The 16,130-nt window shown below is 72.1% G+C and carries 12 protein-coding genes and 2 pseudogenes; 1 reads left to right on the plus strand and 13 read right to left on the minus strand.

From position 1 onward, the window contains the following. Window positions 1–25: 25 nt before the first annotated feature. The 3 genes from ABD858_RS05630 to ABD858_RS05640 form a co-directional block, all read right to left on the minus strand. A complete protein-coding gene (locus tag ABD858_RS05630; protein WP_345034982.1) occupies window positions 26–976 on the minus strand; it encodes a phosphotransferase family protein in 951 nt (316 codons plus the stop codon). A 274-nt stretch (window positions 977–1,250) separates the two neighbouring features. Next, window positions 1,251–1,436, minus strand: a complete 186-nt coding sequence (locus tag ABD858_RS05635; protein WP_345034983.1) for a hypothetical protein — start codon at window positions 1,434–1,436, stop codon at window positions 1,251–1,253. Window positions 1,437–1,624: 188 nt separating this feature from the next. After that, window positions 1,625–1,864, minus strand: coding sequence for a hypothetical protein (locus ABD858_RS05640; protein ID WP_345034985.1), 240 nt, complete (start codon window positions 1,862–1,864; stop codon window positions 1,625–1,627). Window positions 1,865–2,059: 195 nt separating this feature from the next. On the opposite strand from ABD858_RS05640, the gene ABD858_RS05645 reads away from it, so the two are divergent. Next, on the plus strand, window positions 2,060–3,424 hold the full coding sequence (locus ABD858_RS05645; protein ID WP_345034986.1) for a serine/threonine-protein kinase: 1,365 nt from the start codon (window positions 2,060–2,062) through the stop codon (window positions 3,422–3,424). Here ABD858_RS05645 and ABD858_RS05650 read toward each other — a convergent pair. From ABD858_RS05650 to ABD858_RS05690, 10 genes and pseudogenes are all read right to left on the minus strand, one after another. After that, window positions 3,391–3,588, minus strand: a pseudogene (locus ABD858_RS05650) (TrmH family RNA methyltransferase); the annotation flags it as partial. The gene ABD858_RS05645 and the pseudogene ABD858_RS05650 overlap by 34 nt on opposite strands. A gap of 352 nt (window positions 3,589–3,940) precedes the next feature. Then, window positions 3,941–4,174 carry a 4Fe-4S cluster-binding domain-containing protein gene (locus tag ABD858_RS36725; protein WP_425586158.1) on the minus strand — a complete coding sequence of 78 codons (234 nt, stop codon included), beginning with the start codon at window positions 4,172–4,174 and terminating at the stop codon, window positions 3,941–3,943. A gap of 500 nt (window positions 4,175–4,674) precedes the next feature. After that, a complete protein-coding gene (locus ABD858_RS05655; protein ID WP_345034987.1) occupies window positions 4,675–4,773 on the minus strand; it encodes a DUF2997 domain-containing protein in 99 nt (32 codons plus the stop codon). 30 nt (window positions 4,774–4,803) lie between these two features. Beyond that, window positions 4,804–5,807 (minus strand): annotated as a pseudogene (locus ABD858_RS05660) (IS5 family transposase). A 187-nt stretch (window positions 5,808–5,994) separates the two neighbouring features. After that, complete coding sequence (locus ABD858_RS05665; RefSeq protein WP_345034988.1) at window positions 5,995–6,894, minus strand: TrmH family RNA methyltransferase; 900 nt, start codon at window positions 6,892–6,894, stop codon at window positions 5,995–5,997. 72 nt (window positions 6,895–6,966) lie between these two features. Continuing rightward, window positions 6,967–8,205: a uroporphyrinogen-III C-methyltransferase gene (gene cobA / locus ABD858_RS05670; protein WP_345034989.1), complete on the minus strand. Its 1,239-nt coding sequence runs from the start codon at window positions 8,203–8,205 to the stop codon at window positions 6,967–6,969. Between the two features lie 288 nt (window positions 8,206–8,493). Beyond that, window positions 8,494–12,627, minus strand: a complete 4,134-nt coding sequence (cobT, locus tag ABD858_RS05675) for a nicotinate-nucleotide--dimethylbenzimidazole phosphoribosyltransferase (RefSeq protein WP_345034991.1) — start codon at window positions 12,625–12,627, stop codon at window positions 8,494–8,496. A gap of 335 nt (window positions 12,628–12,962) precedes the next feature. Then, window positions 12,963–14,168, minus strand: a complete 1,206-nt coding sequence (gene cbiE / locus ABD858_RS05680; RefSeq protein WP_345034992.1) for a precorrin-6y C5,15-methyltransferase (decarboxylating) subunit CbiE — start codon at window positions 14,166–14,168, stop codon at window positions 12,963–12,965. Window positions 14,169–14,304: 136 nt separating this feature from the next. Further along, window positions 14,305–14,979 (minus strand): GNAT family N-acetyltransferase, encoded by a 675-nt coding sequence (locus ABD858_RS05685; protein WP_345034993.1) that lies wholly within the window; start codon window positions 14,977–14,979, stop codon window positions 14,305–14,307. 100 nt (window positions 14,980–15,079) lie between these two features. Then, on the minus strand, window positions 15,080–15,940 hold the full coding sequence (locus tag ABD858_RS05690; RefSeq protein WP_345034995.1) for a MetQ/NlpA family ABC transporter substrate-binding protein: 861 nt from the start codon (window positions 15,938–15,940) through the stop codon (window positions 15,080–15,082). Window positions 15,941–16,130 lie beyond the last annotated feature (190 nt).

Consider the following 16,130-nt stretch of genomic DNA (forward strand, 5'->3'; position numbering starts at 1 on the left):
CGCCGTCGGTTCGGTCCCCCACACCCTACGACGTCGTGGTGCTCCACAACTCTGTGGGGAGCGACGCAATTCGGGCGCAGGCGTCGAACATCAACCGTTCCGCGTCGTCGAGGTCCCTGTTCTCGGCGGCCGACTTGACCAGGGCCAGCGCCGCGGTCTGGACCGTCAGGGCCCGGGCGGGCACGTCCAGTTCGGGCCATGGGTCGCCCTCGGGGCGTACGGCCGGACCGCCTGCCGCCCGGTAGGAGCCGAGGAAACGTGACCAGACGTCGGGGGCCAGCAGGCCCGCCGCGTACCAGGCGGCCGGGCGGGCCAGATCCCACGCCGGGTCGCCGAGGCCGAGGTCGTCCACGTCGATCAGCAGCCAGTCGCCCCGATCCGCCGGATGCCGGACGAGCTGGCCGAGGTGCAGGTCCCCATGGCAGAGGCGGCGCGCGTCCGGCGCCGGCACCGGCGCCTCGTCGCGGGCCCAGGCCGGCAGCCGCGCCCAGGCACGCAGCACCTCGGCAGCGCCGGGGCTGTTCGCCGCCCTCATCCGGGCGACGGCCCGGGCGGCCTTCGCGGGGCCGCGCATGGGCGGCAGGCCGCCCATGTCCGCGGGGTCCACCCGGTGCAGCCGGGCCAGGAGCTGCGCGGCCTCCTCCCAGGGCGCGGCGTCCGGCTCCGCGGGGTTCACGGGTGTGCCGTAGGGCCACGCCGTCACCGCGCGCCCGGGCAGCCGCTCTGTCGGAGGCATCAGCGGGGGCAGCAGGATGCCGGCCAGTGCGGGGTGTGCGGCCACGGCCACGCGTGCGGCCAGGCCGGCCGAATCCGTGCCCAGGGCGTGGGCCTTTGCGACGACGCCCTGGTGCCGGACGACCACGCCGTCCGCTCTCTCGGCCAGCACGATCTCGGTGCTGGCACACCCCGGGCACGGCTGCCGGTGCGCTGCGCGCCGGGCGAGCCGGCCGAGCTCGGCTACGACGGATACGGTCACCCGGCGAGAGTACGCGTCGCGCCGGGGCGGCCCGCGAGGCGGGGCCGATGGTCACGCCCATCGCGCGGCGCACCGCGGTTTCGGTCCTCGGAGGCCGGACGGGCCGCGTTCCGACCGCCCCGCGTCCGGTGACCCGGGGTGTCCTCAGGGCGCGATGCCCGGTCAGCTCCCCAGCTGACCGGGCAAACGCAGTCGTCCGCCGCACCCCCGTCCCCACGGGGTTATGGGCCGGATGTCCCCGACCCGGGCCGCTCTCCCGGGTCCGGGGCGCCGCTCAGCGCCCCAGCATCACGCCCACGGACGACGCCTGTGTGACCACTGCTTCCCAGCCGCCGAAGAGGACGACGAGCAGTGCTGCCAGGGGAAGGACCATGGCCGTGGCCACCAGGGGGTGGCGTGTACCGGAACCGGTGCCGCCGAACGCGGCCTGTGCCCTGCGTCGCGATGCCGTGTCCGCCATGGTCCCTCTCCTGTCGTGATTGGCGCGGCGGACGTCGTGACCTCGGGGGACGAGTACTGCCGCCCGCCGCTGACTTCAACATTAGGGACGCGCAGCGCCCCGGGCGTCATGCCCTCGTACCGATTCCCGGGCCTCCCGGAGGATGAGTCGGCCGCACGTGGTCTACTCCCCTGGGTGGAGACCGGGTCCTACGACTCGGGGTCTTCCCCCAGAGAACGGTCGACGGGCTGCTCGACGAGGGCCAGCACGCGGTTGGCCATGAAGCGGGCGGTGCGCACGACGCTGCCGCTCCGCGTGACTTCGCTCACTTCGACGACGCCTCTGCGCACCGCCGTCTCCACCCGGCGGCCTGCCCGGCTTGCCACCACTTCATACGTACGTGTCGTGTCGCCCGCGTCCACGACTATCTCCACGCGGTCACCCTTCATCGATCCAATCCCCCTTCTGCGACGGACCTTTGAGATCTCGCACGGGTGAGGGAGCGTGGATCCGCCGCCCCCTGACCTCCCTTCAAGTTTCCCACCCCGCACTGACAATCAGTCGCCCCGAGAGGGCGCGGCCTATGAGCACACCGGCCCGCGGGTACGTAAGCTGGGCCCGTCACACGGGACCGGGCAGCGGGGATGGACATGGCGATGATGCGGCTCCGGCGCGAGGATCCGCGGGTCGTCGGCTCGTTCAGGCTTCACCGGCGGCTGGGCGCGGGCGGGATGGGCGTCGTCTATCTCGGCTCCGACCGGCGGGGCCAGCGGGTCGCACTGAAGGTCATCCGGCCGGATCTGGCGGAGGACCAGGAGTTCAGGTCGAGGTTCGCGCGCGAGGTGTCGGCCGCGCGGCGGATCCGTGGCGGCTGCACGGCGCGGCTCGTCGCGGCCGATCTCGAGGCGGAGCGGCCGTGGTTCGCGACGCAGTACGTGCCCGGGCCCTCACTGCACGACAAGGTCGCCGAGGACGGTCCGCTGACGGCGGCCGAGGTGGCCTCGGTCGGTGCGGCGCTCTCCGAGGGCCTGGTGGCGGTACACGAAGCGGGTGTGGTGCACCGCGACCTCAAGCCGTCGAACATTCTGCTGTCCCCCAAGGGCCCGCGGATCATCGACTTCGGCATCGCCTGGGCGACCGGGGCCAGCACCCTCACGCACGTCGGTACGGCGGTGGGTTCGCCGGGCTTCCTCGCACCGGAGCAGGTGCGCGGCGCCGCGGTCACACCCGCCACCGATGTCTTCTCGCTGGGTGCCACGCTGGCCTACGCGGCGACGGGCGACTCCCCCTTCGGGCACGGCAGTTCGGAGGTCATGCTCTACCGCGTGGTCCACGAGGAACCGTCGCTGTACGGGGTGCCCGATGCGCTGGCCCCGCTGGTGCGCGCATGTCTCGCGAAGGAACCCGAGGAACGTCCCTCCACCCTTCAACTCTCGATGCGGCTCAAGGAGATCGCCGCCCGCGAGGCCCACGGCCTGCCGGAGAACCGGCCGCCGGCCCCTCCTCGGGAGCCCGCCGAGCGGGGCGAGCGGAACGACGCCACCGCGCGGTTCACCGAGTACTTCCCGGAGCGGCGCCCCCAGGGCGACACGAACGGCGGTTCCGGCTCCCGGGGAGGCTCGAGGAGCGGCGCCGGCGGGCGCACGGGTGGCACCCCCGCGCCCCGCCCGCAGGCCCCCCGCTCGTCGTCGTCCCGCGGTTCGTCGTCTCGCGGTTCGTCGTCTCGCGGTTCGTCGTCTCGGGGCTCGTCGTCACGGGGCTCGTCGTCACGGGGCTCGTCGTCACGCGGCAGTTCCCGTCCCCAGAAGCCGCGGAACACCACACGGTCCGGATCGCGCACGACGTCCGGCGGGCGGCGGCCCGCCAATCCCAGGCTGCTGCGTCAGCGCCTGGTCGTGTTCGTCGTGGTGACGCTCCTGGTGGCGTTGGGGATCGCGGTCGCTCAGGGCTGCCAAGGGCCCGCCGAGTCCTTCGGTCAGGACCCGGGCCGGCCCGTCGCCACCGCGTAGAACGCGACCGCCGCGGCGGCGCCCACATTGAGCGAGTCCACTCCGTGCGACATGGGGATGCGCACCCATTCGTCGGCCGCCCTCAGTGCCTTCGCGGACTGGCCTTCGCCCTCCGCGCCGAGCATCAGCGCCACCCGCTCCCGGCGGTGCGGGGCGGCCTCATCTCCACGTCGACCGGCTCCGTGCCGGTTTCCTCCCATCGTCGGGTTCCTCGTCCTGCCGAGTGCACAGGCAGAGTTCTGCACGCGAAGGAACGCGTTGAACTTGGCGATCGGCAGGCGGTACTTTCACATCCGCCGCGGCATCTGCAGCACTTGTGGCACGGTTCGCGCCACGTACCAGGCGGACCGCAGAGCCGCGCTGCACGGTCGAGCGGCGCAGGGTGAGGCGCACTGCACCGTCCTTGTCGGTCTCGTCGGTGAGGACCTCGTACCCGTTCTCGTCTGCGAATGACAGGGCAGTCCCGTACCCGTACGTACTCATCAGGCTGCTCCAGCGGCTCCCCACCGGTGAGGGTCACCCCTTCAATGCCGTCGGTGCCGGCCACCTCGTCGACCACGTCTTCACCCGCCGGGCACTCGCTGCGTGAGGTTCCTGTGTCTCCGGGTTGAAACAGCCGGCGCAAGCGAGACTGCATCCCTGACTCCACACCACGAACCGCAGACCAGGGCCGTTCGCGGCGCTTCGCGCCAGCGTCGAATGAACCTGCCACAGCGGAGCAGCGCCTGCGGATCTGCTCGCTAGTGCCACAGCTGATCGCGCTGTTCTTCGCCGGTCTCCACGTATGCCTCAGCCGTGAGTTCCTGAGACTCCACACAGCCGCCGAGCCGGTCGACCAGCACCTAGGAGTGTCCTGAAGATCTTGGAATCGTGCCCGGCTTGCACCGGTTCATGGCGATTGACATTTACTGGCAATCCGGGGCGAGTCAGGCGGTCGGAGCAAGATCTTCATCGGTCTTCTAGGGCGTGTTTCGAAAGTAGCGTCGTCCGCCCGGAGGGCGGGGTCGGGGGCGTCTGGTGCGTGCGATCGCAAGGCGGAGGGAGGAGAGCGCAGCGGGCTGCGCCGACGACCGACAACGCGGCGAGCGTGCGTGCCGGGCGTTCCCGACCAGGCGGGACTTTCGAAACACGCCCTAGGAGTGTCCTGAAGATCTTGAAATCGCGCCCGGCTTGCACCGGTTCATGGCGATTGACATTTACCCGCAATCCGGGGCGAGTCAGGCGGCAGGAGCAAGATCTTCATCGGTCTTCTAGGTCTGCGCCAAGCAGCCCATGCCCTCCACACCCTGGACATGCATCTCGACCCGGCCGTCCGGCCGGACCGTCACTTCAAGAATCTCGTCGGCCACAATCCCCCTAGGGCGCGTATTCGGTTGTGATCAAGGGGTGGTCCGCGTGAGGTCCTTGATCCAGATCATCGAGGCGCGGAGGTGGAGGCCGGCGAGGTAGCTCTCAGGGGTCTTGTCGAAGCGGGTGGCGATGCCTCGCCATGCCTTCAGCTTGTTGATCAGCCGCTCGACGGCATTCCGCTCCTTGTAGAGGTCGGCGTCGTGGCTGACGGGCCGACCGCCCCTGCTGCCTTTCTTCTTCCGGTTGGCGGCCTGGTCCTTCTTCTCCGGGATGACCGCCTTGATGCGGCGTTTCCGCAGGTAGGCACGGTTTCCGTGGGACGAGTAGGCCTTGTCGCCGGCAACCGCGTCGGGGCGGGTGCGGGGGCGGCCGACGGGCAGGCGGACCCGCACCTTCTTGAGCACGGGGATGAACTGCGGGCTGTCCGCGGCCTGCCCCGCGGTCAGGACGAACGCCAGAGGACGGCACTTCCGGTCGGCGGCGAGATGAACCTTGCTGGTCAGCCCGCCCCTCGAACGTCCGAGCAGGGCGGCTTTCAGCCGGAGTTTGCGCCGGCGCCGGATGTGCCGTCGTTCTTCCCGCTCGGGGTCGTTTCCGGCGTCCTGCCCGTCTTGTTCTTCCGGGCCGCCCCCTTTTGCCGGGCCTTCTCCTCGTCGACAGCGGCCTTCTCCAGAGCGGTCATGACGTCCTGGCCGAGATGGGTACCGGCAGCGTCGTGGTGGGCCCGGGCTGTGGTGGAGTCCACGCTGACCAGGGACAAGTCCACCTCACCCCGCTTCGCGGCTTCCGCGATCAGGCCCTCCAGCAGGGCTTCGAAGACGCCGGCATCCCTCCACTGCCGGAAGCGGTTGTGGACGGTCGGCCAGGCACCGAACTCCTTCGGCATCTCCCGCCACTGCCCGCCCGTCCTGAACCGCCAGATCACGCCTTCGAATTGCTGTCGCAGCCGTTCGGGGTACGGGCCAAACCTGCCGATTGGCAGGTACGGCTCGATGAACTCCCACTCCTCGTCCGTCAACTGCACCCGCGTCATGCAAGACGATCTACCGGATCAGGCCCCGCCGCGAGGGCGAATCCCGCAAATTGATCACAACTCGATACGCGCCCTAGAACCGCCCCTGACCAGCAGCTGGTCAAGTGAGCAATGGCACTTGAGCGAGATGGCCCCGAACCGCCGCCGGCTCGAACCCGTTACAGACGAGCCGGGCTGTACGCCGACGTCAGACAGCTCGCGGCCGGGTGGCGTAGAAGGCCACCGCCGAGGCAGCCGCCACGTTGAGGGAGTCGACGCCGGCGTCCATCGGGATGCGGACGTGCTCGTCGGCCGCGGCGAGGGCCTCGGGGGTGAGGCCGTCGCCTTCTGTGCCGAAGACCAGGGCGAGCTTCTCGTACTTCCGCGCGGCAAGCTCGTCGAGGGTGATCGCCCGGTCACTCAGGCAGAGTGCGGCGACCGTGAAGCCCGCAGACCGCAGGAGCTCGGCGTCCTTCGGCCAGGACTCCAGGCGAGTCCACGGCACCTGGAAGACGGCCCCCATCGAGACCTTCACGGACCTGCGGTAGAGGGGATCGGCACAGCGCGGGGTGAGGAGGACCACGTCGATCCCGAGAGCTGCGGCGTTTCTGAAGGCAGCCCCCATGTTTGCGTGATCGACGATATCTTCGAACACGGCGACGCGCCGAACCGCACGTTCTCCTTGTAGCCCCAAAGGCAACATCGCGCCGATGTCGGTGTGGTCGTTGACCGACTCCATGACGACCACGCGGCGGGCCGTGGTGAGCAGTTCACCGGCCGGCGGCAGGGGCTTGCGCTGCATGGACGCGAGCGCACCTCGGTGGACGTGGTAGCCGGTGACCCGCTCGGCGAGTTCCGGGCTGACCGCGTACACCGGGGCCGGGGCCTCGTCGATGACGTCCCGCATGACGTCCACCCACTTGGCCGAGAGCAGCATGGAGCGCATCTCGTAGCCGGCCTGCCTGGCGCGCCTGATGACTTTCTCGCCCTCGGCGATGAACAGGCCCTCGGCCGGCTCGCGTCTGCGCCGCAGCTCGACATCGGTCAGGCCCGTGTAGTCGTGCAGGCGCGGGTCGTCGGGGTCGTCGATGGTGATGAGATCGGCCACAGGGGTGATACTGCCTTGTCCGAGATGTGGTGCCAACCGGCAGGGACGGGATGAGTTACCGGCGGTAACTGATTACTCGGCCGCCTGCTCGGGCGTGATGGTGACGACGTCGCCGATGACGATGACCGCGGGCGGGCGTACGTCCTCCGCCTCGACCCGTTCCGCGACGGTCGCGAGGGTCGCGTCCACGCGGCGCTGAGCGGCCGTGGTGCCCTCCTGGATCACGGCCACGGGCGTCTCCGCGGACTTGCCGTGCGCGACCAGTGCCCGGGCGATCGCGCCGATCTTGTCGACGCCCATCAGGATCACGAGCGTGCCGCGCAGCCTGGCCAGCGCCGCCCAGTCCACGAGGGAGCGCGGGTCGTCAGGGGCGACATGGCCGCTGACCACCGTGAATTCATGGGCCACACCCCGGTGGGTGACGGGGATGCCCGCCGCGCTGGGGACACTGATGGAGCTGGAGATGCCGGGCACCACGGTGCACGGGATGCCCTCCGCGGCGAGCGCCTGTGCCTCCTCCATGCCGCGGCCGAAGACATAGGGGTCGCCGCCCTTGAGACGCACCACCGCCTTGCCGGCCTTGGCGTGCTCTATGAGCGCGTTGTTGATGGCCTCCTGGGCCATGAAACGGCCGTAGGGGATCTTCGCGGCGTCGATCACCTCGACGTGCGGCGGGAGTTCGTCGAGCAGATCGCGCGGACCGAGCCGGTCCGCGATCACGACATCCGCCTCGGCGAGCAGCCTGCGCCCACGCACCGTGATCAGGTCCGGGTCGCCCGGGCCGCCGCCCACCAGGGCCACGCGGGGGCTGTCCTCGTGGGTGCGGAAGTACGGCGCCGCCAGAGAACCGTCGCCGAGCGCCTCGACGATCGCGTCCCGGACGGCCGCCGAACGACGCGGGTCCTGTCCGGTGAGCACCGCGACGGTGACGCCCGCGCTGCGGCCCGTGGCCGGCGTCCAGGCGGTGGCCGCTTCGGCGTCGTCGCTCCGTACGCACCAGACCCGGTTGCGCTCGGCCTCCGCGGACGCGGTGGTGTTGGCGTCAGGGTCGCTCGAGGCGATCAGGGCGTACCAGGCGTCGGCCAGGTCGCCCTCCGCGTACCGGCGGCGCTCCCAGCGGATCTCGTCGGCCTTCGCCATCGCCTCCACGGACGGGGTCGCGGACGGTGAGATGAGCACGATGTCCGCGCCCGCGGCGATGAGCGCCGGGAGGCGGCGCTGAGCGACCTGGCCGCCGCCGATGACGACGACACGGCGTCCGGAGAGGCGGAGTCCTACGGGGTAGGCGGGGTACTCGGCGTGCTCGGCCATGACGGTACGGGCTCCTGGGGCAGAGGCGGAATTGTCCGGTCGCCGCTGCGACGGTGAAGCGGCTGGTGAAGCGGGGTTTCAGGGGTCCTCTCCGACACCTTACGGGCCGGGGTGCCCGGGGGGCGGGCGGGCCTCGGGCAGGCCGCTCCGGGAGGCCGTCCTCCGTCGACCGGCCCGGTGTGTCCGCTTTTCGGCCACCGGACCGCGCGCGTCGGCGCAGGGGTGCCCTGCGCCGGGACAGCACCCCCGTCCGGCCCGCTCAGTGCTGTCGGGAGGACTCGCCGAGGACTACTTCTCGGTGACGCCCGCGGAGTCGAAGGTCGCCACCTCGTGCATCGCGCGGGCCGCGCTCTGCACGACGGGGAGGGCCAGCAGCGCGCCCGTGCCCTCGCCGAGCCGCAGGTCGAGGTCGACCAGCGGACGCAGACCCAGCTTGTTGAGGGCCGCCACATGGCCGGGCTCCGCGCTGCGGTGGCCCGCGATGCACGCCGAGAGTGACTCGGGCGCGATCGCCCGGGCCACCAGCGCCGCGGCGCCCGCGCTCACCCCGTCCAGGATGACGGGCACGCGGAGGGAGGCACCGCCGAGGATGAGACCGACGACCGCGGCGTGTTCGAGGCCGCCGACGGCCGCGAGGACACCGATCGGGTCGGCCGGGTCGGGCTGGTGGAGCTCGAGCGCACGGCGGACCACATCCACCTTGCGGACGTGCATGTCGTCGTTGATGCCGGTGCCGCGCCCGGTGACCTCGATCGGGTCGACGCCCGTGTAGACGGAGATCAACGCGGCGGAGACCGTGGTGTTGGCGATACCCATCTCACCGGTGAGCAGAGCCTTGTTGCCCGCGGCGACCAGGTCGCGGGCGGTCTCGATGCCGACCTCGATCGCGGCGATCGCCTCTTCACGGGTCATGGCCTGGGTCGCGGTGAAGTCCGCCGTACCGGGACGTACCTTGCGGGGCAGCAGACCAGGCCTGGCCGGAAGTTCGCCGGCGACACCGACGTCGATCACGCACACTTCCGCGCCGACCTGGTTGGCGAAGGCATTACAGACCGCACCGCCGCCCAGGAAGTTGGTCACCATCTGGCCGGTGACCTCCTGCGGCCAGGCCGTGACGCCCTGGGCGTGCACCCCGTGGTCACCGGCGAAGATCGCGACGGCCGCGGGCTCCGGGATCGGCGGCGGGCACTTCCGGGAGAGTCCGCTCAGCTGGGCGGAGATGATCTCCAGCATGCCCAGCGCGCCGGCCGGCTTGGTCATCCGCTTCTGGCGCTCCCAGGCCTCACCGAGCGCCTTGGCGTCCAGCGGGCGGATGTTCGCCATCGTCTCCTGAAGGAGGTCGTGCGGCTCCTCGCCGGGCAGGGCGCGGCGGCCGTACGTCTCCTCGTGGACGACCCAGGACAGCGGACGGCGCTTGGACCAGCCGGCCTGCATCAGCTCCGGCTCCTCCGGGAACTCGTCGACGTAGCCGACGCAGAGGTAGGCCACGACCTCGAGGTGCTCGGGGAGACCGAGGGTGCGGACCATCTCGCGCTCGTCGAAGAAACTCACCCAGCCGACGCCGAGGCCTTCGGCACGGGCGGCGAGCCACAGGTTCTCCACGGCGAGGGCGGAGGAGTACGGGGCCATCTGCGGCTGGGTGTGCCGGCCGAGGGTGTGACGGCCGCCTCGGGTGGGATCCGCGGTGACCACGATGTTGACCGGGGTCTCGAGGATCGCCTCGATCTTCAGTTCCTTGAACTGCTTGGCCCGGCCCTTGGGGAGGGACTTCGCGTACGCCTCGCGCTGACGCTGCGCCAGATCGTGCATAGTGCGGCGCGTCTCGGCGGAGCGGATGACGACGAAGTCCCAGGGCTGCGAATGCCCGACGCTGGGCGCGGTGTGGGCCGCCTCCAGGACGCGGAGGAGGACCTCGTGCGGGATGGGGTCGCTGCGGAAGCCGTTACGGATGTCGCGCCGCTCGCGCATCACACGGAGCACGGCCTCGCGCTCGGCGTCGGCGTACCCGGGTGCGGGCGGCGTGCCGGGCACGGCGGCCGCCTCGACAGCCGGGACCGCGGCCGGCTCCGGCTCGCTGCCGGGCACGACGGCCACCTCGACGCCCGGGACCACGGCCGGCCCCGACTCGCTGCCGGGCACGACGGCCACCTCGACGCCCGGGACCACGGCCGGCCCCGACTCGCTGCCGGGCACGACGGCCACCTCGACGCCCGGGACCACGGCCGGCCCCGACTCGCTGCCGGGCACGACGGCCACCTCGACGCCCGGGACCACGGCCGGCCCCGACTCGCTGCCGGGCACGACGGCCACCTCGACGCCCGGGACCACGGCCGGCCCCGACTCGCTGCCGGGCACGACGGCCACCTCGACGCCCGGGACCACGGCCGGCTCCGACTCGCTGCCGGGCACGACGGCCACCTCGACAGCCGGGACCACGGCCGGCTCCGAGGAAGGGGCGGGGACGGCCTCGGCGCTGGGCACGGCGGACTCGCTGCCGGGCGCGGCCTCGGCCACGGTCATGGCCTGGGCGTCGGTTTCGGGAGCTGCCTGAGCGGCGGGCTCCACGACGGGCTCCGCCGCGCTGCCGGACTCCGCGCCAGACACCGACACAGCAGCAACACCCTCGGCACCGACCGCGGGCACGGGCACGGCCTGCGCGACGGGCTCGGCCGCGAGCGCCGCGACGGGCTCGACCCCGGCCGCGGGCACAGCCTGGGCGTCGGGCTCGGGAGCCGCCTGAGCGGCGGGCTCCACGACGGGTACTGGTGCGCCGGCAGGCTCCGGCACAGCAGCACCCTCGGGCACGGCCTGCGCGACGGGCTCGGCGCCTGTCTGGACGGCGGGCTGCACAACGGGCTCGGCCGCGCTGCCGGACTCCGCGCCAGACACCGGCACAGCAGCAACACCCTCGGCACCGACCGCGGGCACGGGCACGGCCTGCGCGACGGGCTCGGCCGCGAGCGCCGCGACGGGCTCGACCCCGGCCGCGGGCACAGCCTGGGCGTCGGGCTCGGGAGCCGCCTGAGCGGCGGGCTCCACGACGGGTACTGGTGCGCCGGCAGGCTCCGGCACAGCAGCACCCTCGGGCACGGCCTGCGCGACGGGCTCGGCGCCTGTCTGGACGGCGGGCTGCACAACGGGCTCCGCCGCGCTGCCGGACTCCGCGCCAGACACCGGCACAGCAGCAACACCCTCGGCACCGACCGCGGGCACGGGCACGGCCTGCGCGACGGGCTCGGCGACGGGCGTCGCGGTCTCACCGGCAGGCGCAACAACGGCCTCGGGCGCGGCCACGGGCATCGCCTCCGCCGCGGTCACGGTCTGGGTGCCGGACTCGGCGGCGGGCTCCGCCTCGTTGCCGGAGACGGCGAGGGGCTCGACCACGTCGGCGGCTTCGGCGGGGGACGCGGACTCGGGCAGCGTGGCTGCTTCGGCGCCGGGTACGACAACGGCCTGCGGCGCGGGTGCGGCGGCCTCGGTGCCGGGAACGGCGACGACGGGCGCGAGCACGCCTTCAGCGGCGGCCTGGGAGTCGGGAACGGTCACGGCGACGGGCGCCGGCACGGTCTGGGGGGCAGCAGGTGCCTCGGCGGTGGGTGCGGCTTCGTCCACGGGTGCCGTGACGGGTCCGGCCACGACGGCGGGGGCTGCTTCGGCGGCCGGTACGGCACCGACGACGGACTCGGGCGCGGGCGTGGCGTCAGCGGCTGCCGCCTCGGCCGGGGCGGGCACGGCCACGGGCACCTCGGCCGGCGGAGACGGGGCGAGGTGGGGCGTGGTCGGGACCGTGCCCTCCACCGGGACGAACTGGCCCACGGGCTGCTGCGGCTCGGGGGCCGGGAACGGGGCCGGGGTGGGGACGATGGTCTCCGCCGGGGCGGCGGGGTTGCCGAGTGACAGGTGGGGCGAAGGAGGCATCGGCGTCCACGGAGCGGCGGGCTGCGGCCCCGGCAGTACGGCCGACTCGTCGCGCGAGGTGTCGAGGTACTCGGGACCGGCGGCGGACGCACCGGGGTTGCGGACCGGCGTACCGGCCGGACCCCGGTCGGCGAGCGAGCGGACCACACCGGCCGAGGCGTCCGGTATGGGCGGGCCCATGTGCAGCGGGCGGCGCGCGGGCGGCGGGCCGGCCGGGGACGGGATACGGACCTCGCCGAGGTCGACGGAGCCGGTGTCACGGCCGGCGGCCTCGTGCGCGCCCTGCTCGTGCGGCGGCATGGGGGCCGGGGCGGGCGGGGGCACGATCTGGGGGTCGGTCCAGGTGCCCGGGGCGCCCGGCATCAGCAGGAGGTCCTCGTCCTCCGTGACGATCTCGGAGGGGTCGAGGAAGGTGTACGCCCCGGGCGCGGCGATGCCCGGCTGCTCCACCATGCCTGCGTTCTCCGGCAGTCCCTCGCCCGGGACCTGGCCGGTGTCAGTCATGCGTACCCCTCGCCCATCGGTAGTGCTTCTTCGGCCGTCGCCCGGGGCGCGCCCGTCGCGGCGCACCGGGCGCCCGTCCTGAAGAACGAGCGCGCGCGCCGCGCGGTGCGATCGGCCCGCGGACAACAAGTATTGTCGCGGCCGTTCGCCGCCGTGACAGTCATTCCGGCCACGGCCCGCTGTGGACTGCGCCACGTCGCGCGTCCTCCGGTTCGCCGTACCACAGAGGGCGCCAAACCGGCCCCCTTTTGAGGACTTTGGCGAACGGAACGCCGAACGCCCCACTGCGGTACAACGATCGGTCAGCCTACCCTCCCGCAGCGCGCCTGACCTGGTCAGGGGGCTCGGTCCGGACGCCTGCCGCAGAGCAGGAACGCCACCGAGCGTTCGCGTTCCGACCAGGCGTCGGTATCGAGTTCGACGGACTGCAGGAGGGCGCATTCCACGGCGTATCCGTGTTCGGTCAGCGCGGTGCCGATGGCCTCCGCTTCGTCGCGGGTCGAGGCATGGGTGACGATACGTTCGGGCCGCCGGTCGGCGCAGGCGGACACCACGGCCTCTCCCCCGCCCCCGACGCGCACGACGTCGGGCTCGGGGAGGTTCTCCAGCACATGGGGGGCGCGTCCGTGGACGACCTGGAGCTGGACGCCGAAGCGGCGTGCGGTGGCTTCGGTACGGGCGCATGCCGCCGAGTCGGTGTCCACGGCGATGACCGCGGCGCCGAAGCGTGCGGCCTCGGTCGCGAAGGCGCCGCCGCCGCAGCCGATGTCCCAGACGAGGTCGCCCACACGGGGCCCGAGCCGGGCGAGCTGGGCGGAGCGCAGCCCGGCCGACTCGCCCTCGCCGGCCGGGGCGTGGCCGTAGGCCTCGGAGGGCAGTGCCCAGCCGCGCACCGGGTCGGCCGAGTCGCCGGCGAGCCAGCCGCCCTGTGCGGCCGCGGCGCCGCCGATGACGATGACGACGTTGGGATCGCGCCAGGTGTGGTCGGCGGCCTTGTCGGAGGTGAGGACGGTGACCTGTTCACGCTCGGTGCCGAGCTCCTCGCAGATGACGAAGGTGCGGTGGACGCCGTCGAGCAGCAGTGCGAGTTCGGCGGGCCCGGCGCCCGGGGAGGTGAGCACGGCGACCTTGGGGTGCGCCCGGCACACGTTGACGGCGCGGCGGAGCGTACGGGGGTGGGCGACGACGATCTTGGCGTCGTCCCACGGCATACCGGCCCGGGCGAAGGCGGCGGCCACGCTGGAGACGGCGGGCACGACCTCGACCTCGAGCCCGTGCTCGGGCGCTCTCAGGGTCCGTACGACACCGAAGAACCCGGGGTCGCCGTCGGCGAGGACCACCACGCTGCCGCGGTGGCGGGCGATGTGCCGGGCGGCAAGGTCCACGCTGCCCAGCCGGATCCGCTCCGCGTTCGGCGGCACCTCGGGCAGCGCCAGGTGGTGGGCGGCGCCGGCCACCAGGGTGGCGGCGGAGAGGGCGGACCTGGCCGCTGCGGTGAGGGGCGATCCGTCCCAGCCGATCACCGTGACCCGGTCGGCCATCGTCGTCTGTCTCCTGGGGTCGTCGCAGGTCGAACGCTGCCTGCTGGGCGAGCGAAGCGAGTGGGGGTACCCCCAGGCGCAGCTCTGGGGGAGGGCAGGCTGACACTACCTGGTCCGGACCGGAGACCGCTTCAGGTCAGTTCCAGTCGGTGTAGCCGTATCCCCCGACGTCGGCCATCTGGTCGGCGACGCCCTCCAGGTCCTCGGGCAGCAGGCTCCAGACGATGAGGTCGGTACGGATGTCGGTCCAGCCGCCGTCCTCCGTCTGGGTACGCGCTATCCACGCGTTGCGCAGCACGCCCTCGCTGACGCAGCCGATCTTCTGGGCGACCTGCTGGGAGGCGGTGTTGTCGGCGGCCGTGCGGAGCTCGAGGCGTTCGAAGCCCTGGTCGCGGAACAGCCACTGGGCCACGGCGAGCAGTGATTCGGTGGCATAGCCCTCGCCACGCGCCCAGGGGGCGGTGACATAGCCGGCCTCGGTGGCACGGGTGCGCCAGTCGGTGTTCTGGAGGTGGACGGTGCCGACGAGCCTTTGGGTGAGGAACTCGGTGACGGCGAAGACAATGCCGCGGCCCTCGGCGCGCTCGGCAGGAGCGGTCCTGCGGACCCAGTCCTCGGCGTCCCGGGCGGTGTACGGATGTGGGACGGAGGTCCAGGCGGTGACCATCTCGTCGTTCATCATCTCGATGTGCGCCGGGATGTCCGCTTCCTCGAAGGGGCGCAGCACCAACCGGTCCGTGCTGATGGAGATGTCCGGAAAGGTGGTAGTCATGCGCAGCTCCAGCCGAAGACCGTCGTAAGTGCACAGCATGCAGCATCGGCCTGACGATGCGCATCGCCGGGTGGACACGGCAAGGCCCCGGGAACCGCCGTCGATTCGCGGGGCCTTGCCGTCAGGGGATCTCGGCGCGTCAGGACTTGGCGGCACCGAAGGCCGGGATGACCGAGCCGTCGTACTTGTCCTCGATGAACTTCTTGACCTCGGGGGAGTTGAGGAGCTCGGCGAGCTTCTTCACCCGGGGATCGTTCTCGTTGCCCTGCTTGACGGCGAGGAAGTTGGTGTAGGGGTTGCCCTCTGACTTCTCCAGCGCCAGGGCGTCCTTGGCGGGCTTGAGGTCCGCCTCGATGGCGTAGTTGCCGTTGATGACCGCGGCATCGACGTCGTTCAGGGCGCGGGGCAGCGTGGCCGCCTCCAGCTCCTTGAACTTCAGGCCCTTGTCGTCCTTGATGTCGGACAGCGTGGCGTCGGTGCCGACACCGTCCTTGAGGGTGATGAGGCCGTTGTCGGCGAGCAGGTGCAGCGCACGGCCCTCGTTGGTGGTGTCGTTGGGCACCGCGACGGTCTGGCCGGACTTGATGTCCGTGACGGCCTTGGCCTTCTTGGAGTAGAGGCCGAGCGGCTCCAGGTGGACGTTCACGACGGGCACGATGTGCGTGCCGTTCTTCTTGTTGAAGTCGTCGAGGTACGGCTTGTGCTGGAAGAAGTTTGCGCCGACCTCGCCGCTCTCGGTGGCGGTGTTCGGCAGGACGTAGTCCGTGAACTCCTTGACCTCCAGCTTGAGGCCTGCCTTCTCCGCCAGGTTGTCCTTGACGAACTTCAGGATGTCCGCGTGCGGGACCGGCGTGGCCGCGACGACCAGCGGCTTGCTCTCGTCGGTCTTGCCTCCCTCGGCCTGGGCGGCCGGGTCGGAGGAAGTGCCGCAGGCGGTGAGGCCGAGGGCGAGGGCGGCGGTTACGGCGGCAGCCGCGGTGATCTTGACGGTGTTACGCACGAAAAGTGCCTCTTTCTGGTGGTGCGGGTTGTCGCCCGGACAAGGAGTACGGGCCCTGCGGGGGTGTGGTCTAGGTCCTGTCCGGTCGATCAGGCCGGATCAGGGAGCGCCCGCCGCGGAGCGGCTGGTGTCTCGTGGTGCCGTGCATCGCACGGCGGAGGAGGGCCCGCCGCGGAGCGGCTGATGTCCA

Origin of the sequence: Streptomyces sannanensis (assembly GCF_039536205.1) — a bacterium.
Lineage (GTDB): Bacteria > Actinomycetota > Actinomycetes > Streptomycetales > Streptomycetaceae > Streptomyces > Streptomyces sannanensis.

Coding starts and splice junctions, on each gene's coding strand:
- cobA (WP_345034989.1), bottom strand. CDS start 8,205: ATGGCCGAGCACGCCGAGTACCCCGCCTACCCCGTAGGACTCCGCCTC.
- ABD858_RS05640 (WP_345034985.1), bottom strand. CDS start 1,864: ATGAAGGGTGACCGCGTGGAGATAGTCGTGGACGCGGGCGACACGACA.
- ABD858_RS05635 (WP_345034983.1), bottom strand. CDS start 1,436: ATGGCGGACACGGCATCGCGACGCAGGGCACAGGCCGCGTTCGGCGGC.
- ABD858_RS05685 (WP_345034993.1), bottom strand. CDS start 14,979: ATGCTGTGCACTTACGACGGTCTTCGGCTGGAGCTGCGCATGACTACC.
- cbiE (WP_345034992.1), bottom strand. CDS start 14,168: ATGGCCGACCGGGTCACGGTGATCGGCTGGGACGGATCGCCCCTCACC.
- cobT (WP_345034991.1), bottom strand. CDS start 12,627: ATGACTGACACCGGCCAGGTCCCGGGCGAGGGACTGCCGGAGAACGCA.
- ABD858_RS05645 (WP_345034986.1), top strand. CDS start 2,060: ATGGACATGGCGATGATGCGGCTCCGGCGCGAGGATCCGCGGGTCGTC.